We start from the raw sequence: 24,542 nt of genomic DNA, 5'->3' as shown, positions 1-24,542 counted from the left end.
TCGGATCAACCCTGCTGCTGGTCGGTCGGCGGCGGGGTCGGACGCGTCTTGTGCTGCGCCATGAACTGGTCGAACTCTTCCTTGTCCTTGGCGTGACGCAGGCGGGTCAGGAAATCCTTGAACTCGCGCTGCTCTTCCTCGAGGCGCTGCAGCGTCTCGGCGCGATATTCGTCGAAGGCGCGGTTGCCGGAGGACGGCGGGCCGAAGCCAAAGCCGAAGCCGCGGCGATCCATGCGGTCGCGCATGCGATCCATCTTGTACTGCATCTTTTCCATCTTGTTCTGCCAGCGATCCTGGTGGCTCCAGCACGACATTCTTCTGCTCCCGAGTGTGAAAAAGAGAAGGGCAAGTCCGATCGGCCACCAGATGATGAAGCCGAGAATGGTCACGGCGATCCAGCCGGGATGCCAGGGCGTATCGAGCATGCGGGGGCGCTCGTACTGTTGGTATTGGTCCGAAGGGCCGCGCCATCGATTGACATCAGCGGTGTAGGCCATTTCCCATCTCCATCACGGCAACTGCGCCGTTGTGAATGTAAATAACATTTACATAGCTAGACTATCCCGCGATTTTGTCAAGCTGGCCGCCAGACACGCCCGCGTGATTATTCGCGCAATCTTATTTCGGCTTGCCCCAGGGACCGCCGGGCGGGACGCCCGAACCGGAGGGAGCCTCCGGCGGCACCGGCGGCGGCGCGGCGCCCTTGCCCGCAGGACGGCGGTCGGTCGGGAAACCGAGGCCGCGCAGATAGATCAGCACTTCGGCCTCCAGCAGCTCGTCCGGCGACATCGGCAGCTTGCGTCGCGCGGCATCGCCCCGCGAGAACAGCGAGGCCACGCCATGCGCCATCGACCAGATGTGCAGCGCCATCATCATGGCCGGCGGTCGGGGCGTGCCGGGCGGCGTTAGCGCGGCGAGCCGCTCGGCTGCGGCTCGGATGATGTTGAAGGCGCGTTCGCTGGCCGCCTGAAGTGCGGCATTGGCATCGACCGGCACGCCAGATTCGAACATCGCATTGTAGAAGGCCGGCTCCTCGCGGGCGAAGGCGAGATAGGCCTTGCCGACGCGCTCGAACGCGGTGACCGTATCGGGCCGCCCGTCGTCCCAGGCCGCGGACAGGCGCGCCTCGAACTGCTCGAAGCCGCGCTGCGCGATCGAGGACAACAGCTCCTCACGATCGCGGAAATGCCGATAGGGCGCCGCCGCACTGACGCCGGCCATGCGCGCGGCATCGGCGAAGGTGAAGCCGGCAGCCCCCTTCTCGGCGATCAGCCCGAGGGCCGCCTGCAACAGGGCTTCCTTCAGATTGCCGTGGTGATAGCCGCGCTCGGCGCGGCGCTGCTCCTTGCGCCAGCTCATGTGAACGACCTTTACATGAGCCGGGCGCGAAGGTCACTAGCGGCGATGGGGCGTGATTAACCCCGTAGTCTCCGCAGTCGTTCCGAAGTGGCTCGAAGAGCCGCCCCGGAATGACGATCGCCGGAAGCTACATCTGCGGAATCGGCAGCACGGGCATGACCTCGATGGCCTCGCCCGGGAAGATCGCAAAATGCGGGTGGTTCTCGAACAGCTTTGCAGCGTCCTCCTGCGAGGCGGCGCGCACCACCGTGAAACCGGTCAGCGCGTTGCTGATCTCGGTGATGCCATTGGCGTCGATCCTACGGGTCTTGCCGAGCGGGCCGCCCATCTCGACGATCACGGCTTTGTGCTTCTCGACCCAGCCTTGCCAGGCCGCCATGCCCTCCTGCTCCTTCGCCTTCCGTTCGGCCTCGGGCAGTGCTCGCCACGCCGCCATTTTCGATCCCGTCGTGCTGCCGAGATAGATGGCGAGGAATTTGTGTTCGGTGCTCATGGTTTTCTCCTGGGGTTGAAAGATTGGGGACATCACGCAGCGGCTGTGTCGTCTACGTCTTCAGGTCGCCAAACCCGGCGAGGATCTCCTGCACCTCGGGCGAGTAATCGGCGATCTCGTGCACCTGCCGGATTTCGACGATCTCGTTCGGCGAAGCCGGGCACTTCCTGGCCCACGCGATCGCTTCCTCGCGCGAGGCGACCTCGATCATCCAATAGCCGCCCAGGACTTCCTTGGCTTCCGCGAAGGGCCCGTCGGTCACCACAGGCTTGCCGGTCGCGAACGAGACGCGCGCGCCGGTCGACGGCGGGTGCAGTCCGTCCAGCGTGATCAGCACGCCCGCATCCTTCAGCGCCTCGTTGTAGCGCATCATCGCCGCAACGCGCTCGGGATCGAGCTGCACCTCCGGCGGCGCATTCTCGTAGCCGAGCGGGATCATCAGCATCATGAATCGCATGGGGCTCCTCGCTGTCAGTCCATTCCGATATGTCCTGCGGGCGGAAACGGCTGGCCCGCGCTCCCCTCCAAGACGAACGACCTTCTGCCGGGCCGACAGCGGGACAGAAATTATTTGGAGGCCGCGGGCGCAGCCGCGTCTGGCGCATTCTGGGCCACACCGGGCTCGATCGGCACGGCGCGAGGCCTTTCATGCCGAAACGAAAGCGCAGTAAAAGGGGCCGGCGCTCTCGCACGCCCCTCCCCGACACAGGACAGATCAGCCGATGCCGCAAGCCACGCAAAAAGTCGCCCTCGTCACCGGAGCCGCCCGCGGCATCGGGCTTGCGACCGCGAAGAAGTTCCTCGCAGAAGGCTGGCGCGTGGCGCTGCTCGACATCGAGGGCGAGCTGCTCGGCCGCGCGGTTGCCGAGATCGGCCAGAGTGAGGCGACGCTGGCGCTCACCTGCGACGTTTCCGACGCGGCCGCAGTCAGCCATGCGATGACGGGGATCGAGCGGCGGTTCGGCCGGTTGGATGCGCTGGTCAACAATGCCGGCATCGCCGTGTTCGCGCCGCTGATGGAGACGTCGGAGGCCGACTGGCGCCGCGTGCTCGAGGTCAACCTCACCGGTCCGTTCCTCTGCACCAAGGCGGCCGTGCCCTTGATGCGCGACGGCAATGGCGGGGCCATCGTCAACATCACCTCGATCTCGGCCGTGCGCGCCTCGACGCTGCGCTCGGCCTACGGCACCAGCAAGGCAGGCCTTGCGCACCTCACCAAGCAGCTCGCAGTCGAGCTCGCCTCGCTCAACATCCGTGTCAACGCGGTCGCGCCGGGACCGGTCGACACCGCCATGGCCAAGCAGGTGCACACCAAGGAAATCCGCGCCGACTATCACGACGCCATTCCGCTCAACCGCTACGGCCTGGAGGAGGAACTCGCGGAAGCGATCTATTTCCTGTGCTCGGGCAGCGCGAGCTACATCACCGGCCAAATTTTGGCCGTGGACGGCGGCTTCGATGCGGCGGGTATCGGCCTGCCGACGCTGCGCGGGCAGAGGCGCAACGGGTAGAATTTGTAGGGGTGGGTTAGCGCTGCGGCTGCGCGAAGCGCGGTCGCGGCGCGTAACCCACCACTTCTCACGCGGTCAGAAAGATGGTGGGTTACGCCAACGGACTGCGCTTCGCGCATCCGTCGGCTAACCCACCCTTACGGAATCGAGTTCGTGGAGAGTACCATGCAACGCATCACCTTCCTCAAAACCCTGATGCTTGCATCCGCGCTGCTCGTCGCCGCGCCGGCGGCGGCCGAGATCCGCATCATCCAATCCCCGGGTGGACAGGTCGGGCCGTTCCTCGATCTGTTCGAGAAAGTGCGCGAGAGCGGCGAGCGCGTCGTGATCGACGGCCCCTGCCTGTCCGCCTGCACGCTGGTGCTGAGCATCGTGCCGGGCGAGCGCATCTGCGTCACCAAGCGCGCCGTGCTCGGCTTCCACGCCGCGCGATCGGTGGACCGGCGCGGCCGCTTCTATGCCGAACCGGAAGCATCGGTCGCGGTGCTTGCCGCCTATCCAGGCCCGGTGCGCGACTGGATCAGCCGCCGTGGCGGTCTTAGCTCGCGGCTGCTCCTGTTGAAGGGGCGCGATCTCGCCGCGATCTATCCGCGTTGCCGCTGATACAGCCGGCAGCCGCCAACCGCTTTCAAAAGAGCGTCTGGATCACCGGCGCCAGCTTCGCGCTGGCGCAAATGAGCATTCCCCAGAGAGCAAAGTTGATCTGTAGCGCCGCCGCCATCGGTCGCTCCCCTTCCACGTGACGTCCATCCCAGTTTGTAGCTTTTATGACTCACCAATAGCGATTCTGACGTGCATATCACAGCCCAATATTGCGCCAATTGTTGTGCGATGCAGCCGGCGCCTCACTGCGTCCGCAAAGTGATGCGAAAGCACGACTCATATTCGGCCATGCCGGCAAGCTTGTTTTGCCTTGAGTTCCATTGAACCGATGAGGCGCGTGTCTCTCGCGCGCCGCTTATGGAGGCAAAAGCCCGGCATGATTCGACACGGCTTCATCGTGCTTACTTTTTGCACAGCGCTGATCGGCTGCGCAGAGGCGCAGGAGCGCCGCGCCATCGCATGGGATGGTCTCGGCAAGGATCCGAACCGTCCGCATGTCGCCAAGCGGCGCGTCACGACCGGCGCGCCGGCCCCAAGTGATCCCAATCAGGAGCGGGAAAAGGTGCTCGGCACATTGCGCCCATATTCCGAGGCGTGGTGGGCGGTCCAGGACGAGATACAGGCGGAGAACGACAAGAAGCTCGGCGCCAAGCTCGTGATCTGTCCTCGCTGCGTGGAATCGTCGCCGCCGCGCGAGGACGTCACCGGATCAATCCGGTGAGAGGAGACACGGCCGATCGACTCGTGACGTAACGAAGCGTACGTCCCCTCTCCCGCAGCATTGGAGAGAGGGGATCGCAACGCGACGGATCGCGCTCGCGCCCGTCACATGCCTTCGGCCGGGCAATTCACCATCCAGGGAATGCCGAACTTGTCGACGCACATGCCAAAGCCCTTGGCCCAGAACGTCTTGCTGAAGGGCATGGTGACGCTGCCGCCGTCGGCGAGCGCGTTGAACTTGCGCTCGCCATCTGCAGGATCCTTGACCGTGAGCGAGATCGAGAAGCCCTGCGGCTTGTGAAAGTGCTCGGCCGGCGCGTCGGAAGCCATCAGCACGCTGCCGTCGGGGAGCGACATGCGCGCATGCATAATCATCTTCTCGCGGCCGGGCGCGGCCGGCATCTCCGGCGGAGCATCCGATGCGCGCATCATTGCGTCGATCTTGCCGCCGAGAACCTTGGCGTAATAGTTGAACGCCGCTTCGCAATTGTCCTGGTAGAACAGATAGGGATTGAGCATCGTTTCTCTCCTCTTCGTTGCAGTCCTATTGCTTCTCGGTGAGCTTCTTCAGGCCGGCGAGGCCCGCCTCGAAATCCTTGCCGATCATGCCGTCCATGTTGATGAACACCTGCATGACCTTGGACAGGAACGGGGCCGGACCGTACATCGCCCATGTGACGAGTGTGGCATCGCCTTGCGGCACAAAGGTGAACTCGGCGGTGTTGTGGCTTTCGAACGGCCGCTCGAAATCGAGCTTGATGCGGAGCTTGGAGGGCCCGTTCGCCTCCAGGATCTCCATATGGCCGGCGCCGACATTGTTGTTGCCGTCCCAGGCATAGGTCGCACCCTTGCCTTCAGCGGTTCCGCCGAACGTCCGCTTCATGGCGGGATCGCGGGTCTCATAGGGCGACCAGGCGGTCCAGCGATGGAAGTCGGCAACCAGCGGATAGATCGCAGCGGCCGGCGCCTTCACGGCGAGCGCGCGCTCGACACGGAGCGTATCGGGTTTGGTCAGGGCAAAGACGAGGACCGCGGCAATGCCGACGGCGAGAACGATGGCGATGACGGCAATGGCTTTCAGCATGAGGGCTCTCCTGGATACGGGATTAAGACGAAGGAGAACGGCTGGGGCCGACAAGACGGAAACGGAATTATTTCAGCGTCATTCCGGGGCACCCGAAGGGTGAACCCGGAATCTCGAGATTCCGGGTTCGATGCTTCGCATCGCCCCGGAATGACGGTTTAGGGGCACCTGCCCTACTTCGTCTTCGCGCTTTCCTTTGCCCTCGGCTGGCTGTCCCGGATCAGGCGATCGAGATGCATGCGGATGTGGGCGGCTTCGGCCGAGGTGTTGGCGAGCGCAATGGCGCGGTCGAAGGCGATTCGGGCTTCGTCGTTGCGGCCGAGCTGCATCAGGAAGGCGCCGCGCACGCCGTAGAAATGGAAATAGTTGGCGAGCTTCGGCGCCAGCGGCTCGATCAGTTCGAGCGCGGCCTGCGGCCCGCGCACCTTGGAGACCGCGACCGCCCGGTTGAGCGTGACCACCGGCGAGGGCTGCACCACTTCGAGCGCGCCGTAGAGCAGGTCGATCTCCGTCCAGTCGGTCTCCTCCGGCGTCGCTGCGCGCGCATGCAGCGCGGCGATCGCGGCCTGGATCTGGTAGGGCCCGCTGCGGCGGTGGCGCATCGCCTTGTCGATCAGCGCGAGGCCCTCCGCAATCATGGTGCCGTTCCACAAGGACCGATCCTGATCGTCCAGCAGGATCAGCGAACCGTCCGCGGCAAAGCGCGCGGCGCTGCGCGCGTGCTGCAACAGGATCAGCGCGGTCAGACCCATGATCTCCGGCTCGCTCGGAAACAGCCGCAGCAGCAGCCGCGCCAGCCGGGTCGCCTCCTCGCACAGCGGCTTCCTGATTTCAGCCGTGTCGCCGCTCGCCGAATAGCCTTCGTTGAAGATCAGGTAGATCATCGCCGCGACGCCGGCGAGCCGTTCGGAGCGCTCGACCGCGCCGGGCGCCTCGAACGGTGTCCCGGCCTCGGCGACCTTTGCCTTGGCGCGCGTGATGCGCTGCTCCATCGCCGCTTCCGAGACCAGGAACGCGCGTGCGATCTGCTTTACCGTGAGGCCCGAGACGATGCGCAACGCCAGCGCGATCTGCTGCGTCGCCGGCAGTCCTGGATGGCAGCAGATGAACATCAGCCGCAAGATGTCGTCGCGATAGTGCGAGCCGTCGAGCCGCTCGGCCAGCGCGCCTTCGGCGTCGTCGAGATCGGAGATCGCCTGGTCGTCCTCCGGCAGCGGCTGCTGCCTGCGCGCGCGTCGCACTTCGTCGATCGCAACGTTGCGGCCGACCATGATCAGCCAGGCCGCGGGATCGCGCGGAGGCCCGTTCTGCGGCCAGGTCTTCAGCGCGCGCAGGCAGGCGTTCTGAAAGGCCTCCTCTGCGGTGTCGAGATCACGGAAATAGCGCAGCAGCGCGCCGACCGCCTGGGGTCGCGCCGAGGTCAGCGCAGTCTCGATCCAGGCGGTATCGGCCTCGCTCACGTCAGGTTTCCTCCGGGCCGGAACACGCCGACGGGACGCACCTCGTAGGCGCCGCCGGGGTTGGCGGCAGCCAGCTCGCGTGCGACGTCGAGGGCGTCGTCGAGGTTCTTGCAGTCGACGATGTAGAAGCCGAGCAGCTGCTCCTTGGTCTCGGCATAGGGGCCGTCGAGCACCAGCGGCGGGTCCTCCTTGCGCAGGGTCGCCGCCGCAGTCGTCGGCAACAGCCGCGCCACCGGCCCGAGCCGGCCCTGCTTGGTGAGCTTCTCCTGCACGACGGAGAGCTTCTTCATCACGGCCTCGTCCTGGTCCTTGCTCCAGGAGCCGACGAAATCCTCATCGTGATAGCAAAGAATGGCGTAAAGCATGGCCGGCACTTCCCTCGTCTGTTCTGAAGACGCGCCAATATGCCCCGCGCCGACAGCGCTGCGGAAAAAAATTGCAAGAAAAATCCGGCAGATCGTGCCAAGGAGGGCTTTCTCGAGCGGAACCTGAAGAGGCACTTCGAATGACCATGGGCACACTGGCCGTCCTGATCAACAGCACGCAGCAGAACTGGCTGCCGGAGCGCTGGAAAGCCCGGTTTGACGCCGTCTGCGGGGACCGCCGCGTGGTGCTGCTACCGGACGCCGGGCTCGATCCGGCGGAGGTGCATTATGCGGCGGTGTGGAAGCCGGTGCCGGGCGATCTCGGTGCGTTCCCAAATCTGCGGGCGATCTTCAACCTCGGGGCGGGCGTCGACGCGCTGATGGCCGACAAGAGCCTGCCCGAGGTGCCACTAGTGCGCGTCGCCGTGCCCGATCTCACCAACCGCATGACCGAATATGTCGTGCTGCACGTTCTGATGCATCACCGCCAGGAGCTTTACCTCCGACAATCGCAGCGCGAGAAGCGCTGGGAGCCCAGATATCAGTGGCCGGCCAGCGCGATCACGGTCGGCGTCATGGGACTGGGCACGTTGGGCGCCGACGCGGCCGACGTGCTGCGGCGGCTCGGCTTCCGGGTCGCCGGCTGGAGCCGCAGCCCGCGCACGATCGACGGCGTCGAATGCTTCCATGGCACGGCCGGCATTGACGCATTCCTGCGCGCGACCAATATCCTGGTCTGCCTGCTGCCGCTGACATCAGACACGCACGGCATCCTCAACCGTGACGTCTTCGCAAAGCTCAACCGCAGCAGTCCGCTCGGCGCGCCGGTGCTGATCAATGCCGGGCGCGGCGGCCTGCAGAACGAGGCCGATATTCTCGCCTGCCTCGACGACGGCACGCTCGGCGCGGCCTCGCTCGACGTCTTCGTGCAGGAGCCGCAGCCAAAGGACAGCCGGTTCTGGACCCACCCCAAGGTGGTGCTGACGCCGCACAATGCCGCCGACACCGACGCGGATGCGATCTCGGCCTATGTTGCCGAGCAGATCGCGCGGTTCGAGGCGGGCGGCGCGCTGGAGAACGTGGTGGACCGCGCAAGGGGCTATTGAGACCGCCTGAGAGGCGCACGACCGCGCGCTCCGCCGGTATCCCATTCACGCTCTCTTAGCGAGAAGTTGATAGGCGTTGTTAATCAACGCTCAAACAACGAGTCGGACATGCGGGCGAGTCTCGGTCTCAGGATGCGGATCACGGTTGCGCTGGCGGTGACGGCCGCAGCGACCACCCTGTTTGCCGTGCTCGGCGCGATGTGGATCATCGGCGGGATCATCGACCGCGCCGACCAGCGCGAGCTGCGCAGCCATTATGATGCCCTGTTGTCGCGCATCGCCGAGGAATCCCGCCGCGCCGCCGCCATGAGCACCGTAGTTGCCGCGATGCCGGCGACGCAGGATGCAATGGCGAAACAGGACCGCAACGCGCTCGTCACCCTGTTCGGCCCGGTGTTCACCGCGACCAAATCGGAGTACGGCGTCGAGCAGTTCCAGTTTCATGTGGCGCCGGCAACCTCGTTCCTGCGCGTGCACCAACCCGCCAAGTTCGGCGACGACCTCTCCGGCTTTCGCAAGACGGTCGTCGCCTCCAACCAGGACCGCAAGGTCGTGGTCGGTCTCGAGGGCGGCGTCGCCGGTCTCGGCATCCGCGGCGTGGTGCCGATCGCGCAAACCGGCAAGCATCTCGGCAGCGTCGAATTCGGCCTGAGCTTCGGCCAGTCCTTCCTCGACGACTTCAAAGCCAACCGCCATGTCGACATCGCCTTCCATCTCGCCGATGGTTCGGGCTTCAAGCTCTTTGGCGGCACGCTGAAGGGCAAGAGCTTCTTCGATGCGACCGATTACGGCCGGGCCACCGGCGGCGACTTCACGGTGCGGCAGGGCAAGCTCGACAGCACGCCGGTCGCCGCCCTGCTGGGACCGGTCAAGGACTTTTCCGGCAAGCCGCTCGGCGCCGTCGAGCTGGTGATGGACAATGCCGACTATGTCGCTTCCGCCGATCGCGCGTGGTGGCTTTCGCTCGGGATCGCCGCGCTCGGGCTCGTGCTGGCCGCGATCGTCGGCTATCTGATCGCTCGCAGCATTTCGCGTCCGATCCTGTCGATCACATCAGTGATGCGCGAGCTCGCCGACGGCCGGCTCGACGTCGAAGTTCCCGTCAGCACGGCGAATGACGAAGTCGGCGCGATGGTGAAGGCGGTCGGGGTGTTCCGCGACAATGCCGTGAGCTTCGGCAAGCTTCAGGCCGAGCAATTCGAGGCCAAGGCCCAGTCCGAGGCGGAGAAGCGGCGGACTTTCGCGGCGCTCGCCGACAATTTCGAAGCCAGCATCCGCGACGTCGTCACCACGGTGTCCTCGGCCGCGGTCGAGATGGAGCATACGGCGCGATCGATGTCGGCCATCGTCGAACAGTCGCGGCAGCAGACCCGGATGGTGTCGTCGGCCTCGGCGCTGGCCTCCGAGAACGTGCAGACGGTTGCGGCAGCCGCCGAAGAGCTATCCTCGTCCATGACCGAGATCAGCCGCCGCCTCGCCCATGCGACCGAGGTGGTCGGCAAGGCGGCCAGCGACGGTCAGCGATCGAACGCGCGTGTGCAGAGCCTCGCCGACGCCGCGCAGAAGATCGGCGACGTCGTCTCCTTCATCAACGGCATCGCCGGTCAGACCAACCTGCTGGCGCTGAACGCGACGATCGAAGCGGCGCGCGCGGGCGAAGCCGGCCGCGGCTTCGCCGTGGTGGCGTCCGAGGTGAAGGCGCTGGCAACCCAGACCGCGAAGGCGACCGAGGAGATCGGCGCACAGGTCACCGCCGTGCAGGGCGAGACGTCAGGCGCGGTTGACGGCATCCAGTCGATATGCGCAACCATCCAGCAGGTCGACGAGATCTCGGCCGCGATCGCCGCCGCCGTCGGCCAGCAGGGCACGGCAACGCAGGAGATTGCGCAAAACGTCCAGCAGGCCGCGGCCCGCACCGGCGAAGTCTCGCAAAACATTGCGGGCGTCACCGACGGCATCGCAGCGACGGGTACCGCCGCCGAAGAGGTGCTGGGCTCGGCGGTCGAGCTTGCCAAGCAATCGCAGCGGCTGCGCGAAGAGGTGGATCGTTTCCTCGCGCAGATTCGCGCGGCGTAGCTCAGGCCCTGGTCCCAGCTCCCACCATCACGTCGATTGCGCCCTTCACGATCGCCTCCAGCTCCTTGCGCGGCACGCGGGCGCGCGAGCGGATGGCAATGGTGTGGACGGTGGCCGATGCGATCTGCGCCAGCGCGAACGGATCGGCACTCTCCGGCAGCTCGCCTTTCTCCTTGGCGCGGCGGAAGCAACTGGCAAACGCCTTGTCGAGCCCGGTGAGGCCGTCCAGCACCATGGCGCGGATCTCGGGATCGCCGACCGCCTCGGAGGCCGCGGTCACCACCGTGAAGCAACCGCGCGGTCCGGTGTCGCCGGACAGATAGATGTCCAGCGCGGAAGCGTAGATGCGCTCCAGCCGCTGCCGCAGCGGCATCTCCTCGCGGAAGATCGCGACCATCGCCGCGCCCGCCTCGTCGCGATAGCGCTGGTAGCTCTTGATGTAGAGCTCGCGCTTGTCGCCGAAGGCGCCGTAGAGGCTCGGCCGGTTCATGCCGGTGGCTGCGCTGAGATCGTCCAGCGAGGTGGCCGCGAGACCCTGCTTGCGGAACAGATCGAGCGCCTTGCCGAGCGCGACATCGGGCTCGTAGGCGCGCGGGCGCCCGCGGCGCTTAGGCTGGCCGCGGCGCTCGGGTTGACCGCGGGATTCGGGCTGATTGGCAGCAGCTGGCGGCTTCGATTTTTGTACCATTTCGCAAAATAATCCTTGACCGCATCCATATTATGCAAGATGGTACAAAAATCAATCTGGCCAGGTTGAGCGACACCCAAAGAGGAATTGCCCAAGGAGGCTACCAGATGGATCTCTATTTCTCGCCGCTTGCCTGCTCGATGGCGACGCGCGTCGCATTGTATGAAGCCGGCGCAGAGGCGAATTATCTCGAAGTCGATCCGCCGACCAAGAAGGTGCTGAACGACGGCTACGACTTCCGCACCGTGAATCCGATCGGCCTCGTGCCGACGCTGCGCACCGACGAGGGCGTGGTGCTGACCGAGAACGCCGCCATCCTGCAATATGTCGCGGACCGTTTTCCGCAATCCGGTCTCGGCGCCACAGTTGGCATCGAGCGCACAAGGTTGCATCAGTGGCTCTGCTTCATCGGCACCGAGCTGCACAAGGGTCTCTTCATTCCCCTGCTCGACCGCAAGGCGCCGCAGGAAGCCAAGGCGTATGCGCTGGAGAAGAACCTGTCGCGGCTCGACTATCTCGACAAATACCTCGAGGGACGCGAGTTCCTGCTCGACCATTTCAGCGTGGCCGATGCCTATCTCGCCACGGTCATCAACTGGACCATGGCGACGCCGCCGATCGAGCTTGCGAAATGGCCGAACGCGAAGGCGTATTACGAGCGCCTGCGTCAGCGGCCGTCATTCGCGAGGGCGGTCGCCGAGGAGTTCGAGCTGTACAAGGCCGAGCTCGCGCGGAAGAAGGCGGCGGCCTGAGGCTCCGTATTCGCGCGGCAGCGATGCTATCCCGGCTCAGTCGGGACAGCGTCGCTTCGTCGTGCAGCGCGCTATCTCGGCGCCTGCAGCGTGATGCCGTAGCGGCGATAGATCCGGTCGATCGTGCCGTCGCTGCGCAGCCGTTCCATCGCTGCGTCGACGGCATCGCGCAATGCATCGTCCGGGCGGACCATGCCGACGCCGACGTTCCAGTTCAGATCGGCCGTGCTCTCATCGCGATCCAGGATCCGGAGCGGATTGTCCGGATGGGTCAGATTGAAATAGCTCGCCGCAGTGGGCGTGACCGCGGCGGCATCGATCTCGCGGTTCGATACGGCCTCCAGGCTGTCGCTCTCGAAGCCGAAGGTCGATATCGGCACGCGCCGCTGACCGATGATCATGGCTGCGATCGATCCAACCTGCACGCCCACCTTGGTCGACCCGTTGAGGCTCGCGAAGGACGTGAGCGTGCTGGATGAAGGCACGGCAAGCGCGACGCCCGTGCGATAATATGGTTTGGAGATTCTCAGGCGGGTTTCGCCTTGCGCTTCGCGATCGGCGATGACGTCCAGAAGAATGTCGCAGCCGGCGCTGCGCATCTGGTACTGCGTGATGATCCAGTCGAGCCTCAGGGAGACACCGAGCTCGCGTGCCAGAACCCGGCCGAGCTCGATCTGGAAGCCGGGCGGATCGCCGGTCTTGTGCGCGAAGGGAAGCGAATTGGGATGTGCGCAGAGCCCGATCACGCCGCTGGAGCGGATCGCCTCCAGGGTTCGCGCCGACGCCGGCCCCGACAGCACGATGGCGGCGACGATAACAGGGACAAATGCCTTCATGCCGCGCTCTCTGCGGTTCAACCCTCGCGCGGTTTCAGGGCGCGGATGTATTTGACCATCTGGTCGATCTGGGCGTCGGTGAAGGCGCCGTCGAAGGCCGGCATCGCCCCCTGCTTGCCCTGCTTGATGCGATTGCGAATGAAGTCGTCGTCGCGCGGCGAATTCATCAGTTGCGGCCCTTTGCCGGCGGCACGGCCACCGTCAGAGTGACAAAAGCCGCACGTCCCCGCGAACACCTGCTCGACCTCGAACGCCGCGTTCTCCGGCGCGGGCGTGGCGGATTGTGCCTGGGCCAGCGCAGCCCACAGCAACGAGGCGCCCAGCCCCGCCGGAATCGTTTTGCAAGGCAGTCTCAACAGCTACGCTCCATTCCTGATCCACGCACGGCCGCGACGTCGATCGAGGAGCGGGCTTGCGCCCGCTCCATGACCGAACATCTGCGGCAGACTATTTCAGGCTGAAGACGACCAAGGCGCCGTCGTCACGCGGCATGCTCTTGTAGACGCCGCCGAAGTTCGGCGCATATTCGTCTGCCAGCATCCCGCCGAAGCCCGCCGTCACGGCGATATATTGCTTGCCGCCGACGGAGTAGCTGACGATGCCGCCCTGATGGCCGGTTCCGTTGTTGTGCTTCCACAGCTCAGCGCCGGTTTCGGCATCATAGGCGTGCAGCACGCCGCGGGAATCAGGCACGAAGACGAGGTTGCCCGCGGTCGACAGCACGCTTCCGAGCGGAGGCTCGGGATAGCGAACTTCCCATTTCTTCGCGCCCGTGATGGGATCGCGCGCGTCGAGGTGTCCGTAGATCTCACCGCCCGGAGGCGGCACCATCTTGAAATCGGCACCGATGTTGAGCTGGGCCTGCGGCGCTGTGACCGGGGTCGTCTTCTGGATATCCAGCGTCATGCACCATTCCTGTCCGATCTTGTAATAGAGACCGGTCTTGGGGCTGTACGAGCCGGCGTTCCAGCTGATGCCGCCGCCGATGAACGGACACAGCGGTGGTTCGGTGACCTTCCCGACCGGGAAGTCGCGACGGCCGATCAGCGCGCCGGTCTTGGGATCGATGTCCTTCACGAAGTTGATGTTCTCGACCAGCCGCCAGACGTTCTTCACGGCGAGATTGCGGTCGTAGACGAAGACGAAGCCGCCCTTGTTCGGATGGACCACGTATTTCTGGCCGTCACGCTCGAGCATCACGAACTCGCCGACGGAGCTGTCGAAGTCCCAGGCATCGTGCGGCAGTTCCTGATGGTAGAATTTCAGCTTGCCGCTATCGATGTCGAGCCCGATCACCGAGCTGGTGTAGAGATTGTCGCCGGGACGCGCGCCCTGCGCCTTGTAGTCTGCGCCCGACCAATCGTAGAGCGGCGCCGGGTTCGCAGTGCCCCACAGGATGGTGTTGGTCTCGGAATCGTAGGTGCCCGGCATCCAGCCGCCACCACCGCCGGTGCGCCAGGACTCGTTGCCCCAAGTCTTCATGGCCTCGTCGGTGCCTGCGACCGTCAGGAACTCCCACTTCTTCTTTCCCGTCGCGGCATCGAGCGCGAAGATCGGGCCGCGGCCCGGCCATTCGCCGCCTTGCGCGCCGATGATCACGCTGCCCTTGGCGTAAAGCGGCGCGCCGGTGAAGCCGACCGTGAGCTTCTGCGAGTCGAGCAGCCTGGTCTCCCAGAGAACCTTTCCGGTCTTGGCGTCCAGCCCGAAGGCACGTCCATCCATCGTGCCGACGAAGACCTTGCCTTCGCCGAGAGCGACGCCGCGGTTGTAGGGCGAGTGGGTCTGCCGGCTGATCAGCGCTTCATCCAGCTCCGGAAAGAACGACCAGATGACTTCGCCGGTCGCGCCGTTCAGCGCGAAGACGCGGCTGTAAGAGCCCGAATAGTACAGCACGCCGTCGGCTACGAGCGGCATCGACTGCAGCCCGCGCGTCGAGCGTCCGGGAATGTGCATCCACGCCACGCCCAGATTGCCGACATTGCTCGCATTGATCTGCGCAAGCGGGCTGTAGTGATGAGATTTGTACGAGCCGTGATAGGTGAGCCAATCGTTCTGCCCGGCGCTCTCGATACGGGCCGTATCCACGGACTGAGCCAATGCCGCCGTCGCTGCAAACGTCGCAACGACAACGACAGGCAAGACCGAGCTGAGCCACTGTTTCCTCATTTGCACTTCCTCCCGCTCTTGTGTTTGTTGATTGCGTCTCGTGAACGCCGCCGCGAGGGATTATTTGCAGTTCAGTGAGCGTCGATCGTCCTCCATTGGACCGAATCGTCAACAGACGTCCCCTCGCTCGGCGCATCGCGCCGAGGAGCCACGTTCACCGGAGTGGTTGCTATTGTACTTCTGCTTGCCGCTACAGTGTACGACGGATCAAAGAACGTGCAAACACGGAATGCGCGCTGAAGGCGATTTGATGCAGGGCAACTTGAAACGGCAGCGGCGCTGACCGTTTTTGGTTTTGAGCGGCCAAGTTTCTCGGAACGAGCCGCCTTATCCGTAGAGCACCTTCGGCAGGATCGTGACGATGCCGGGCCATAGCGTGAGCAGCAGCACGAAGGCGATCATGATCTCCGTTTACCAAGCGCGTCGATGCATCAACGCGCGTACCCATAAACCTTGACGGCGTTCTCCGACGACACGAGACCGCTCGCGATGTCGTCGTTGACGGCCGCGCGATCGCGCTCCCGGGGATCGCCGATGCCGGCGCCGCCGGGCGTCATCACAACCAGTCGATCGTCCGGCGGCACCTGCTGGAAGCCCTTGCCGCGCAGTTTCTTGCCGGACTTGAGGCCGACATAGCCGGCCTCGCCGTTCCGGCCGCCGTCGCGCCCGCGCGGCGGATGGTCGATGCGGTCGAACGCGGCGAGGATGTCGAACGGCGCATCGACGCCGCTGCCGACCTCGATGATCTGGCCGAGGCCACCGCGGGTGCGCCCTGCCCCGCCGGAATCCGGACGCAGCTCCTTGCGCCAGAAGATCAGCGGCGTCTGTGTTTCCGCGATCTCCACCGGCGTGCCGCGCACGCCGCTCGGGTAAGCGGTGGCCGACAATCCATCCTTGCCGAAGCGCGCGCCGGTGCCGCCATTCGAGGTGACCGCCATCGAGAACCCGTAATTGCCGCCGGCGCCGCTTCGCGTCTGGCCGCGGACGTTGAGATTCCACAGGCACGAGGTGCCTTCCGCGGGCACGCGCTCGGGAATGATCTGGCGTAGGCAGCCGAACACGACGTCAGGCAGCATCTGGCCGATGACGTGACGCGAAGCGACCGGCGCGGGCTTCGGGGCATTGAGGATGGCACCAGCCGGCGCCGACACGGTCAGCGGCGAGAGCGAGCCGGCATTGTTCGGGATCTGCGAGGCCACGACGCAGCCGAGGCCGAACACGGTGTAAGCCGTGGTGTAGGACAGCGGCACGTTGATGCCGAACTTCGAGGCGGCGGATGTGCCGTCGAAATCGACGTGGATGCCGGTCTCCGAGATCGTCAGCGTCGCGGCCAGCGTCACTGGCGCATCATAGCCGTCGACCACCATGGTGTTGCGCCAGCTGCCCTTCGGCAGCTTTGCGATCTCGGCCAGCACGGCCTCGCGCGAGCGCTCGCAGATGTAATCGCCGAGCTCGTCGAGCGTGTCGATGCCGAACTCCGTCATCATCTCGACCAGGCGCTCGCAGCCGACGTCGTTGCAGCCGGCGAGCGAATAAGTGTCGCCCTCGGTATCGATCGGCAGGCGTGTGTTGGTGCGGATCATCGCCATCAGCGTCTCGTTGACGACGCCCTGATCGATCAGCTTCAGCATGGGGATGTAGAGCCCCTCCATGAACACGTCGGTGGCGTCTGGCCCGAAGCCGATGCCGCCGATGTCCATGAGATGGCTGGTGCAGGAGAACAGCGCGACGACCTTGCCGTCCTTGAAGCAGGGCGTGGTGACGACGAAATCGTTGAGATGACCGGTCCCCATCCAGGGATCGTTGGTGATGTAGGCGTCGCCCTCCTTCATCGTCTCGATCGGGAAGTGAGCGATGAAGTGCTTGACCGATTCCGCCATCGAGTTGACGTGGCCGGGCGTGCCGGTCACCGCCTGCGCCAGCATCCGGCCCCTGAGGTCGAACAGGCCGGCCGAGAGGTCGCCGCATTCGCGCACGATCGGGCTGAAGGCGGTGCGCAGAAGCACCTGCGCCTGCTCCTCCACCACGGCGATCAGCCGGTGCCACATGATCTGAAGGTCGATCAGGCTCGCGCCATTTGCCTTGCTCATGATCAGGCCGCCTTTCGTTCCATGACGATGCTGCCTGCACCGTCGATATGGGCGTCGAAACTGGTGGAGACGAAGGTCGAGGTCTCGTCTTCCGCGATCACGGCGGGACCCGCGATGGTCGCCCCCGGCGCCATGTCCTCGCGCCGATAGAGCGGGATCTCGATCACTTCTCCGGCCCGGCCGTCGAAGAATTTTCGACTGCCCGACGCCTTGGCCGTGGCCTTGCGCTCGACAGCCGCAACGGCAGGCGGATTGCGCGCCTCCGTGGTCGCCAGGACCGACCAGCTCAACACCTCGATCGCCGCGCCCGGAATCGGACGTTCGAACATCGCCGAATAGTCGGTTTCGAACTGCTGACGCAGGGAGGCGAGATCGGCCGAGGTGAGCCGCCGGTTCGGCAGCTCGACCGAGATCTCGTGACCCTGGCCAACATAGCGCATGAAGGCGGCGCGGCGCTCGCGCACCGGTGCGCCGGCAGCTCCCGGCTCGACCAGCGCACGTGCTTCGGTTGCCATCTCCTGCAAGAGGTCGGAGACCGCCTCGGTGTCGAAATCATCGAGGCGGACGTGCCGGCTGCGCACCAGCTCATAGGCGATCGGCGCCGCCAGAAAGCCGACCGCCGAGCCGACGCCGGCATTCGACGGCACGATCACGCGGGAGACGCCGATCTTCTCGGCGACGCGCGCCGCATGCAGCGGCGCAGCGCCGCCGAAGGCGATCAGCGTGTGCTGGCCGACCACCGCGCCGCGCTCGACGGCGTGCACGCGCGCCGCGCTCGCCATGTTCTCGCAGACGACCTCGTGCACGGCATAGGCCGCAGTTTCCGCCGACAGGCCGAGCGGCGCACCGACATCGCGCAGCAGCGCCTGTTTCGACAGCTCCGGATCGAGCTTGATCGTGCCGGCCGCAAAGGCGTCAGGGTCGATCATGCCGAGCGCAACGTCGGCATCCGTCACCGCCGGACGCTGGCCGCCGCGGCCATAGCAGGCCGGGCCCGGCTCCGACGAGGCGCTCTCCGGGCCGACGGTGACGCGCTTCATCGCGTCGACATGGGCGATCGAGCCGCCTCCGGCGCCGATCTCGACCATCTCGATCACGGGGATGCGCACCGGCAGGCCGGAGCCCTTGAGGAAGCGCGCGGCACGATCGACCTCGAACACGCGTGAGGTCTCGGGCTGGTATTTCTCGATCAGGCAGATCTTCGCCGTGGTCCCGCCCATGTCGAAGGAGAGCACCCTGCTCTCCCCGAGCCGCGCCGCGATTTGCGCCGCGAAGATCGCGCCGCCGGCAGGACCGGATTCGACGAGACGCACCGGAAAGCGTCGCGCCGTCTCGATCGAGGTGACGCCGCCACCCGACGTGACGAGATAGATCGCGCCGCGAAACTGCTCGACCTGCAGGGCGTCGGCCATGCGGGCGAGATAACCGTCGATCAATGGCTGCACATAGGCGTTCGCAACGGCTGTGGAGGTGCGCTCGTATTCGCGGATCTCGGGACACACCGCCGACGACACCGTCACCGAAATGCCGGGCATCTCTTCCGCGATGATTGCGGCCGCGCGCCGCTCGTGCTCGGGATTGGCGTAGGAGTGCAGGAAGGCGATCGCGACGCTCTCGACGCCGAGCTCACGCAATTTCGGCGCCAGCGCGCGCACGGCCGTCTCGTCGAGCGGGAGGCGGACGCCGCCATGGGCGTCGATGCGCTCGGGCACCGTGAAGCGGAGGCTGCGCGGGGCCAGCGGCTTCGGCTTGTCGATGCCGAGATCGTACTGGTCGTAGCGGCTCTCGGTGCCGATATCGAGCACGTCGCGAAAGCCTTCGGTTGCGACCAGCGCCGTCTTGGCGCCGCGCCGCTCGATGATGGCATTGGTCGCGAGCGTCGTGCCGTGGATGAAGACGTCGATATCGCTGATATGGGCGCGTGCATCGGCAAGGATGAGCCGCATGCCGTCCAGCACCGCCTGCTCGGGCCGCTGCGGCGTCGTCAGCACCTTGCGGGTTTTGCGATCTTGTCCCACGTCCAGCACGATGTCGGTGAACGTGCCACCGATATCGACGGCAAGCCGCACCTCGGCTCCCTCAAGCATTCCAATTTCTCCGTGCTGGTCGTCAAGACTAGGTCCAAAAAGCGCAGCAATTCCCGTGCCATGAGGCATGCAGGCAGCGCTGTGCCCGGCTATTTTGCGCGGCACCTATGCAATAGGCAAGGCGTGTTCGCGCCTGAGCGATCAGAGCAGGAATGCAAGCGCCGCTTCGCAGCGCTCCTCGACCTGACGCGCGAGGAGATCGCCGGCGCGGCGCGACCAAGCAGCGGATGCGTTCTGCCTTTACCAAAGATTGCATCCGTGATTATTTTCCCGCAGCAGCCATTCCCAGGAGTGACTTGCATGGCCGACGATACTCCGCTCGAGGAGCGCAAATTCCTTTTCGAACAACAGCGATGGCGCGACGAGCTCCCGCTCAAGCGGTTGGAACTCGAACAGAAGCTTCGCGAGAACGGCTGGCTTGCCCGGGCATTCTCGCCGCTGACGACGGCCCTGATGGCGGGGGTTCTGACCATCTTCGGATCCGTGGTCGCGACCACGATGCAGAGCCGCAATTCACTCGAGCTGGAAACCAGGAAATTCGAAAGCACCAAGCAGTTGGAAAGCCAGAAGCAGGAGCACGAATTGATCCTGAAGATGGCCAGCGTCGGTGACGTCGAGCAATCCCGGAAGAACATTCGATACCTTGCTGAAACCGGACTCATTACAGACAAGGCGCTGGTCACGAGAATCCTTGCAAGAACGGATGCGCCCGTTCTCCCAGCGCCGGCCGGGGCAGCCAACTTCCCTGTTCCCGACTCGCTATCCCGGAGGCTTTCGCCGAGAGCACTTGAAATGATAGCGAGCTTTGAGGTTCTCGGCCGCGAGAACTACGAAAAGACTTATGCGCATCCAACTTGGACAGGCATGGGCGGCGTCACCATCGGGATCGGTTATGATCTGGGTTCGGTGTCTCCAGGCCAGATGAATCAGGACTGGGGCGGCCTGATTGCCTCGGCCGACCTGAACCGGCTGACAACAGCTGTCTCGATCAGAGGGCAAGCCGCGCGCGATCTCGCAAACAGCTTGCAGGACATCGTGATCGATTGGGATGACGCGGTCATTGTATTCGGCAAGCAGATCGAACGCTGGTCGAGCCTGGTTGACGGGCGCCTGCCAAATGCCCGCGAGCTTCCTCCCGATTGCTACGGAGCGATCCTGTCGATCGCATACAACAGGGGCCTGTCCTTCGACTCGCAAGGCGATCGCTACATCGAAATGCGAGCCATCAAGGAGCTGATCGAGAAACGGGAGTTTGACAAGATTGCCGATCAGATTCGGGCGATGAAGAGACTATGGCCGACCGTCTCCGGACTACAGCAGCGCCGCGACAAGGAGGCAAAACTTTTCGAAGATGGGCTCGCGCGTGCCGGCAACAAGGCCGCAATTGCTCCAAACTAGACTTGCTACGGTGCCGGGCCGAGCCTGATCAACAGCCAGGCCACCCTGCTGGCCATGCGCTCAGAGCAAAAACGCCAGCGCCGCTTCGCAGCGCTCCTCGACCTTCAGCGTCAAGAGATCGTCGGCGCGGGTGCGGCCGAGATTGACCGCGGCGATCGGAATCTGCCGTTTCGCGGCGGCCTGGACGAAGCGAAAGCCGGAATAGACCATCAATGACGAGCCGACGATCAGCATGGCATCGGCCTGCGCCAGATGATCCTGCGCCGTGGCCACCACCTCGCGCGGCACGTTCTCGCCGAAGAACACCACGTCGGGCTTGAGGATGCCGCCGCAGGCCTCGCAAGGCGGCACCTCGAAGGAGGAAAAATCCTCGTGCTCGAGATCGGCGTCGCCATCGGGTGCGTCCGCGGCATCCAGCGTCAGCCATGCCGCATTGGCGCGGCCGAGAGCGTGCTGGAACGCGTCGCGAGGGGTCTTGCGACCGCAGCCCATGCAGCGGACCAGATCGAGCCGGCCGTGCAGGTCGATCACCTGCCGGTGGCCGGCCGACTGATGCAGCCGGTCGACATTCTGCGTCAGCAACATTCCGCATCGCCCATTCGCCTCGAGCCGGGCCAATGCGCGATGCGCATCGTTCGGCCTCGCCTGACCGAACCGCCGCCAGCCGATCAGGCTGCGCGCCCAATAGCGCCGGCGCGTAGGCGCGTCCGACATGAAGGCCTGGAAGTTGACGGGCTGGGTCCGCTTCCAATTGCCCTGGCTATCGCGATAATCGGGAATGCCCGAATTGGTGCTGCAGCCGGCGCCGGTCAGCACGAACAGGTTCTCGTGCCCCTCGATAAAATCCTGGAGCGATCTGTTTCCCGGCGCAGCATTCGTCATGGCGCAGATGTAGTTCGCGCAAGTGCATTTTGCCAGATCACGAGCGTCGGCGGCGCACAGCCGTCCGGACGAGTGGCTATCGTGAGGACCGGCGCCCTGTGAGATCGGGCGGAGGAGCCTTCTCTTGTCCGGCGATGCGGGCGGCCTGCTGCAGCGTGCGCCGGAATTCGTCCCGCTTCTCGTGCACCGAGGCGATCGCATGACCGACCGCAACGCCGAGGCCGACCAGCGCGGCTTCGGAGAGCTGCAGGCTCGCCTCGATCGTTTCCGGCACCGCATCGGTTGCGCCGATCGCATAAAGGTGGCGGGCATGATCGGCGTCCCGCGCGCGTGAAACGATCAGCACATCCGGCCGCACCGCCCGGATCCGCTCGACGACGGCGTCGATCGCCGGCCGTGATTGGACGGTGATGATCACGCCGGTCGTCTGCATCAGGCCGCAGGCTTCGAGGAATCCCGGTTCTGTCGCATCGCCGAAATAGACTCTGTGGCCGTCGCGGCGGTCGCGCGCCACGCTGGCGGCCTCGTGATCGACGGCGATGTAGTTCAGGCCGTGGCTTGTCAGCAGCGAGCAGACGACTTTTCCAACACGGCCGTAGCCGACCACGATGGCTTGCGCCTGATCGCCGGGCGGCCGAACCGCAAGCTCGGGATCGGGCGCGCGTTCGCTGCCCAGCTTCGCGGCCAATTTTCGTCCGAGAATACTCAGAAGCGGTGTCAACGCCATCGTCACGGCGGTGACGGCCACGGCAAAGCTCGATACGCGGGGCTCGATCAGGTTGCCGGCCGCCGCCATTCCGATGCTGACGAAGGCGAATTCGCCGACGGGGCCCAGCAGAAAGCCGATCTCGATCGCCGCCGGCCATGACAGCCTGAAGAGGCGGCCTAAGATGATGAGCACGATCGCCTTGCCGACGACAATGCCGATAACGGCCGCCAGCAGCCAACCGGGCTCCCGCGCGAACACGCGGAAGTCGATGGCCATGCCGACGGTGAAGAAGAAGATGCCGAGCAGCAGGCCCTTGAACGGCTCGACGGTGGCCTCGATGGCCTTGCCATACTCGGTCTCCGCCAGCATCAGTCCTGCAACGAATGCTCCGAGCGCCATCGATAGGCCGGCCTGGTGGGCGGCAAGCCCTGCGCCGACAATGACGAACAGGGTCGCGGCAACGAACAACTCCGTCGAATGGGTGCCTGCAACCATCTGGAAGAGCGGACGCATCAGCAGCCGTCCAATCAGAATCAGGAAAACGACTGCCAGCACGGCCTTCAGGATCGCCGTGGAGATGTGCGCCACGACCGAGCCGCCGCTGCCCGCGCCGAGCACCGCGACAAGGACGAGGACGGGGACCACGGCAAGGTCCTGAGCCAGCAGCACCGCGAAGCTGGCGCGCCCGGCTGTGGTCGCAAGCCGCCTCTCGGTGGATAGAAGCTCGAGCACGATCGCAGTCGAGGACAGCGCAAGGCTCGCCCCGAGGATAACGGCCGTATCGGAGCTCTGCCCAAAGAGAAGTGCCACGCCGAAAATCATGGCCGAGGTCGCAAGGACTTGCAGGCCGCCAAGCCCGAACACGAAGCGTCGCATCGTGACGAGCCGGCGCAACGACAGCTCGAGCCCGATCAGGAACAGCAGGAACACGATGCCGAGATTGGCGATACCCTCGACGTTCTGCGCGTCCGTCACCGTGAACCAATACAGGAATGGGATGTCGCGAACGAGCGAGCCGAGCCCGAGCGGACCGAGAATGGCGCCGGCGCCAAGATAGCCCAGCACGGGATTGATGCCCCAATGCCGGACCATTGGCACCACCACGCCGGCGGTCCCGAGCACCACCAGCGCGTCGCTATAGGCATTGATGTTGATGGTTGTGGTCACGAGCCCGTCATGTGTCGGCGTCTGCCAATAGCGGCAGCATCGTCCACGGTCGATAGCACACGGCGCCGCAGACCCCCAACCGGACCTGCCCCTCCATCCCGCGCGAGGGACGCGTCATCCCAAGCCGATTCTCAGCTTGCCCAGTTCTCCCTAAACTCTGGAAACAGCGTGAGACCCCCGCAGGCATAGATGGTCTGCCCGGTGATATAACTGGCATCGTCGGAGGCGAGGAAGGCGAACACGGCGGCGATCTCTTCGGGCGCGCCGACGCGCCCCATGGGAATATGGGAGGTGACGACGCCGCGCTTTGCGGGATCTCCCGTCCAGGCGGCGTTGATCGGCGTGTCGATAGCGCCGGGACCGACCGCATTGACGCGGATGCCGTGCCGCGCGAATTCGAGCGCCAGCGTGCGGGTGAGACCGGCCATACCGCTCTTGCTGATGGAATAGGCGAGATAGCCGGGCTTCGGGATGATCTGGTGGACGCTGGAGCAGTTGATGATGCTGCCGCCTGCCCCGCGCGCGACGAAATGCGCCAGCGCCTTCTGCGCACACAGCACGGCACCGTTGAGATTGACGTCGATGATGCGGCGGTAGGTTTCGACGTCGAGCGCCTCGCTCGGCGATTCCCGCTGGAAGCCGGCATTGTTGACGAGGCAGTCGAGGCGCTTGAAGCGCGCCAGGACCGTCTCGAACATCGCGGCGATGTCCTGCTCATTGCCGATATCGGCCTTGACGACGATGTGGTCGAGCCTGCCGTGGCCGCGATCGCTCGACGCGCTTCGTGCAAGGGCAAGGGTCTCCTCGGCATTGCCGGCGTGATCGAAGTAGTTGATGGCGACAGTCGCGCCTTCCTGCGCCAGCCGGATGGCAACGGCGCGGCCGATGCCTTGCGAGGCGCCGGTCACCAGCCCGTATTGGCCGACGAGGCGCGAGGGAAACGAGGTCGAGCGTTCGGTTTGCGGCATGTGTTCTCTCCGGGATGCACCA

At 65.1% G+C, this 24,542-nt stretch carries 24 protein-coding genes; 7 read left to right on the top strand and 17 right to left on the bottom strand.

The annotated features are described in order from the left end of the window. Positions 1–5 precede the first annotated feature (5 nt). The 4 genes from DCG74_RS12025 to DCG74_RS12010 all read right to left on the bottom strand — a co-directional run bounded on the left by DCG74_RS12025 (position 6) and on the right by DCG74_RS12010 (position 2,309). The gene (locus DCG74_RS12025) at positions 6–497 is read right to left on the bottom strand and encodes a DUF2852 domain-containing protein (RefSeq protein ID WP_172784786.1); all 492 of its coding nucleotides are present in this window, start codon (positions 495–497) and stop codon (positions 6–8) included. Between the two features lie 121 nt (positions 498–618). After that, a complete protein-coding gene (locus DCG74_RS12020) occupies positions 619–1,359 on the bottom strand; it encodes a TetR/AcrR family transcriptional regulator (protein ID WP_172784787.1) in 741 nt (246 codons plus the stop codon). A gap of 127 nt (positions 1,360–1,486) precedes the next feature. Then, positions 1,487–1,852 (bottom strand): YciI family protein, encoded by a 366-nt coding sequence (locus DCG74_RS12015; RefSeq protein WP_172784788.1) that lies wholly within the window; start codon positions 1,850–1,852, stop codon positions 1,487–1,489. Between the two features lie 52 nt (positions 1,853–1,904). Then, a complete protein-coding gene (locus DCG74_RS12010; RefSeq protein WP_172784789.1) occupies positions 1,905–2,309 on the bottom strand; it encodes a YciI family protein in 405 nt (134 codons plus the stop codon). 265 nt (positions 2,310–2,574) lie between these two features. On the opposite strand from DCG74_RS12010, the gene DCG74_RS12005 reads away from it, so the two are divergent. From DCG74_RS12005 to DCG74_RS11995, 3 genes are all read left to right on the top strand, one after another. Then, the gene (locus DCG74_RS12005) at positions 2,575–3,363 is read left to right on the top strand and encodes an SDR family NAD(P)-dependent oxidoreductase (protein ID WP_172784790.1); all 789 of its coding nucleotides are present in this window, start codon (positions 2,575–2,577) and stop codon (positions 3,361–3,363) included. Between the two features lie 165 nt (positions 3,364–3,528). Beyond that, positions 3,529–3,966, top strand: a complete 438-nt coding sequence (locus DCG74_RS12000) for a hypothetical protein (protein ID WP_172784791.1) — start codon at positions 3,529–3,531, stop codon at positions 3,964–3,966. Positions 3,967–4,342: 376 nt separating this feature from the next. Continuing rightward, the gene (locus tag DCG74_RS11995; protein WP_172784792.1) at positions 4,343–4,687 is read left to right on the top strand and encodes a hypothetical protein; all 345 of its coding nucleotides are present in this window, start codon (positions 4,343–4,345) and stop codon (positions 4,685–4,687) included. Positions 4,688–4,791: 104 nt separating this feature from the next. Here the strand turns inward: DCG74_RS11995 and DCG74_RS11990 are convergent, their stop codons facing one another. The 4 genes from DCG74_RS11990 to DCG74_RS11975 all read right to left on the bottom strand — a co-directional run bounded on the left by DCG74_RS11990 (position 4,792) and on the right by DCG74_RS11975 (position 7,595). Continuing rightward, positions 4,792–5,205 carry a VOC family protein gene (locus DCG74_RS11990; protein WP_172784793.1) on the bottom strand — a complete coding sequence of 138 codons (414 nt, stop codon included), beginning with the start codon at positions 5,203–5,205 and terminating at the stop codon, positions 4,792–4,794. 25 nt (positions 5,206–5,230) lie between these two features. Then, positions 5,231–5,770 (bottom strand): SRPBCC family protein, encoded by a 540-nt coding sequence (locus DCG74_RS11985; RefSeq protein WP_172784794.1) that lies wholly within the window; start codon positions 5,768–5,770, stop codon positions 5,231–5,233. 173 nt (positions 5,771–5,943) lie between these two features. After that, positions 5,944–7,230 (bottom strand): RNA polymerase sigma factor, encoded by a 1,287-nt coding sequence (locus tag DCG74_RS11980; RefSeq protein WP_172784795.1) that lies wholly within the window; start codon positions 7,228–7,230, stop codon positions 5,944–5,946. After that, positions 7,227–7,595: a YciI family protein gene (locus DCG74_RS11975; RefSeq protein WP_172784796.1), complete on the bottom strand. Its 369-nt coding sequence runs from the start codon at positions 7,593–7,595 to the stop codon at positions 7,227–7,229. Before DCG74_RS11975 ends, DCG74_RS11980 begins: the two co-directional genes overlap by 4 nt. 140 nt (positions 7,596–7,735) lie before the next feature. Here DCG74_RS11975 and DCG74_RS11970 point away from each other — a divergent pair, with 140 nt between their 5' ends. Beyond that, on the top strand, positions 7,736–8,701 hold the full coding sequence (locus tag DCG74_RS11970; RefSeq protein ID WP_172784797.1) for a glyoxylate/hydroxypyruvate reductase A: 966 nt from the start codon (positions 7,736–7,738) through the stop codon (positions 8,699–8,701). 108 nt (positions 8,702–8,809) lie between these two features. Beyond that, positions 8,810–10,777: a methyl-accepting chemotaxis protein gene (locus tag DCG74_RS11965; RefSeq protein ID WP_172784798.1), complete on the top strand. Its 1,968-nt coding sequence runs from the start codon at positions 8,810–8,812 to the stop codon at positions 10,775–10,777. Position 10,778: 1 nt separating this feature from the next. Here DCG74_RS11965 and DCG74_RS11960 read toward each other — a convergent pair whose 3' ends face one another. Continuing rightward, positions 10,779–11,465, bottom strand: coding sequence for a TetR/AcrR family transcriptional regulator (locus tag DCG74_RS11960; protein ID WP_172784799.1), 687 nt, complete (start codon positions 11,463–11,465; stop codon positions 10,779–10,781). A gap of 107 nt (positions 11,466–11,572) precedes the next feature. Between DCG74_RS11960 and DCG74_RS11955 the strand changes: the two genes are divergently transcribed. Next, entirely contained in the window at positions 11,573–12,217 is a 645-nt protein-coding gene (locus tag DCG74_RS11955) for a glutathione binding-like protein (RefSeq protein WP_172784800.1), read from the top strand. A gap of 71 nt (positions 12,218–12,288) precedes the next feature. Here the strand turns inward: DCG74_RS11955 and DCG74_RS11950 are convergent, their stop codons facing one another. The 5 genes from DCG74_RS11950 to DCG74_RS11930 all read right to left on the bottom strand — a co-directional run bounded on the left by DCG74_RS11950 (position 12,289) and on the right by DCG74_RS11930 (position 19,396). Then, positions 12,289–13,053 (bottom strand): ABC transporter substrate-binding protein, encoded by a 765-nt coding sequence (locus DCG74_RS11950; protein ID WP_172784801.1) that lies wholly within the window; start codon positions 13,051–13,053, stop codon positions 12,289–12,291. 17 nt (positions 13,054–13,070) lie between these two features. Beyond that, positions 13,071–13,364, bottom strand: coding sequence for a cytochrome c (locus DCG74_RS11945; protein WP_246708779.1), 294 nt, complete (start codon positions 13,362–13,364; stop codon positions 13,071–13,073). A gap of 136 nt (positions 13,365–13,500) precedes the next feature. Next, positions 13,501–15,219 carry a PQQ-binding-like beta-propeller repeat protein gene (locus tag DCG74_RS11940; RefSeq protein ID WP_172784802.1) on the bottom strand — a complete coding sequence of 573 codons (1,719 nt, stop codon included), beginning with the start codon at positions 15,217–15,219 and terminating at the stop codon, positions 13,501–13,503. A gap of 431 nt (positions 15,220–15,650) precedes the next feature. Continuing rightward, positions 15,651–17,309, bottom strand: coding sequence for a hydantoinase B/oxoprolinase family protein (locus DCG74_RS11935; RefSeq protein WP_172784803.1), 1,659 nt, complete (start codon positions 17,307–17,309; stop codon positions 15,651–15,653). A 2-nt stretch (positions 17,310–17,311) separates the two neighbouring features. Next, positions 17,312–19,396: a hydantoinase/oxoprolinase family protein gene (locus DCG74_RS11930; protein ID WP_172784804.1), complete on the bottom strand. Its 2,085-nt coding sequence runs from the start codon at positions 19,394–19,396 to the stop codon at positions 17,312–17,314. Here DCG74_RS11930 and DCG74_RS11925 point away from each other — a divergent pair. Next, on the top strand, positions 19,319–20,794 hold the full coding sequence (locus tag DCG74_RS11925) for a hypothetical protein (RefSeq protein ID WP_172784805.1): 1,476 nt from the start codon (positions 19,319–19,321) through the stop codon (positions 20,792–20,794). The two genes, DCG74_RS11930 and DCG74_RS11925, sit on opposite strands and share 78 nt — an antisense overlap. A gap of 60 nt (positions 20,795–20,854) precedes the next feature. On the opposite strand, the gene DCG74_RS11920 is transcribed toward DCG74_RS11925, so the two are convergent. The 3 genes from DCG74_RS11920 to DCG74_RS11910 all read right to left on the bottom strand — a co-directional run bounded on the left by DCG74_RS11920 (position 20,855) and on the right by DCG74_RS11910 (position 24,520). Then, positions 20,855–21,676 carry an NAD-dependent protein deacetylase gene (locus DCG74_RS11920; RefSeq protein ID WP_172784806.1) on the bottom strand — a complete coding sequence of 274 codons (822 nt, stop codon included), beginning with the start codon at positions 21,674–21,676 and terminating at the stop codon, positions 20,855–20,857. A 76-nt stretch (positions 21,677–21,752) separates the two neighbouring features. Next, positions 21,753–23,552, bottom strand: a complete 1,800-nt coding sequence (locus DCG74_RS11915; RefSeq protein ID WP_172784807.1) for a cation:proton antiporter — start codon at positions 23,550–23,552, stop codon at positions 21,753–21,755. A gap of 131 nt (positions 23,553–23,683) precedes the next feature. Next, the gene (locus DCG74_RS11910) at positions 23,684–24,520 is read right to left on the bottom strand and encodes an SDR family oxidoreductase (protein ID WP_172784808.1); all 837 of its coding nucleotides are present in this window, start codon (positions 24,518–24,520) and stop codon (positions 23,684–23,686) included. Positions 24,521–24,542: the final 22 nt, after the last annotated feature.

Source organism: Bradyrhizobium sp. WBAH42, from assembly GCF_024585265.1.
GTDB lineage: Bacteria > Pseudomonadota > Alphaproteobacteria > Rhizobiales > Xanthobacteraceae > Bradyrhizobium.
Note: the sequence above shows the minus strand (reverse complement) of the source record. Positions and strands in the feature narration are given on the sequence as shown.

What these genes read in the sequence shown, in the direction of transcription:
- DCG74_RS12025 (WP_172784786.1), bottom strand. Translation starts at nt 497, where the DNA reads ATGGCCTACACCGCTGATGTCAATCGATGGCGCGGCCCTTCGGACCAA.
- DCG74_RS12020 (WP_172784787.1), bottom strand. Translation starts at nt 1,359, where the DNA reads ATGAGCTGGCGCAAGGAGCAGCGCCGCGCCGAGCGCGGCTATCACCAC.
- DCG74_RS12015 (WP_172784788.1), bottom strand. Translation starts at nt 1,852, where the DNA reads ATGAGCACCGAACACAAATTCCTCGCCATCTATCTCGGCAGCACGACG.
- DCG74_RS12010 (WP_172784789.1), bottom strand. Translation starts at nt 2,309, where the DNA reads ATGCGATTCATGATGCTGATGATCCCGCTCGGCTACGAGAATGCGCCG.
- DCG74_RS12005 (WP_172784790.1), top strand. Translation starts at nt 2,575, where the DNA reads ATGCCGCAAGCCACGCAAAAAGTCGCCCTCGTCACCGGAGCCGCCCGC.
- DCG74_RS12000 (WP_172784791.1), top strand. Translation starts at nt 3,529, where the DNA reads ATGCAACGCATCACCTTCCTCAAAACCCTGATGCTTGCATCCGCGCTG.
- DCG74_RS11995 (WP_172784792.1), top strand. Translation starts at nt 4,343, where the DNA reads ATGATTCGACACGGCTTCATCGTGCTTACTTTTTGCACAGCGCTGATC.
- DCG74_RS11990 (WP_172784793.1), bottom strand. Translation starts at nt 5,205, where the DNA reads ATGCTCAATCCCTATCTGTTCTACCAGGACAATTGCGAAGCGGCGTTC.
- DCG74_RS11985 (WP_172784794.1), bottom strand. Translation starts at nt 5,770, where the DNA reads ATGCTGAAAGCCATTGCCGTCATCGCCATCGTTCTCGCCGTCGGCATT.
- DCG74_RS11975 (WP_172784796.1), bottom strand. Translation starts at nt 7,595, where the DNA reads ATGCTTTACGCCATTCTTTGCTATCACGATGAGGATTTCGTCGGCTCC.
- DCG74_RS11970 (WP_172784797.1), top strand. Translation starts at nt 7,736, where the DNA reads ATGACCATGGGCACACTGGCCGTCCTGATCAACAGCACGCAGCAGAAC.
- DCG74_RS11965 (WP_172784798.1), top strand. Translation starts at nt 8,810, where the DNA reads ATGCGGGCGAGTCTCGGTCTCAGGATGCGGATCACGGTTGCGCTGGCG.
- DCG74_RS11960 (WP_172784799.1), bottom strand. Translation starts at nt 11,465, where the DNA reads ATGGTACAAAAATCGAAGCCGCCAGCTGCTGCCAATCAGCCCGAATCC.
- DCG74_RS11955 (WP_172784800.1), top strand. Translation starts at nt 11,573, where the DNA reads ATGGATCTCTATTTCTCGCCGCTTGCCTGCTCGATGGCGACGCGCGTC.
- DCG74_RS11950 (WP_172784801.1), bottom strand. Translation starts at nt 13,053, where the DNA reads ATGAAGGCATTTGTCCCTGTTATCGTCGCCGCCATCGTGCTGTCGGGG.
- DCG74_RS11940 (WP_172784802.1), bottom strand. Translation starts at nt 15,219, where the DNA reads ATGAGGAAACAGTGGCTCAGCTCGGTCTTGCCTGTCGTTGTCGTTGCG.
- DCG74_RS11935 (WP_172784803.1), bottom strand. Translation starts at nt 17,309, where the DNA reads ATGAGCAAGGCAAATGGCGCGAGCCTGATCGACCTTCAGATCATGTGG.
- DCG74_RS11930 (WP_172784804.1), bottom strand. Translation starts at nt 19,396, where the DNA reads ATGCTTGAGGGAGCCGAGGTGCGGCTTGCCGTCGATATCGGTGGCACG.
- DCG74_RS11920 (WP_172784806.1), bottom strand. Translation starts at nt 21,676, where the DNA reads ATGACGAATGCTGCGCCGGGAAACAGATCGCTCCAGGATTTTATCGAG.
- DCG74_RS11910 (WP_172784808.1), bottom strand. Translation starts at nt 24,520, where the DNA reads ATGCCGCAAACCGAACGCTCGACCTCGTTTCCCTCGCGCCTCGTCGGC.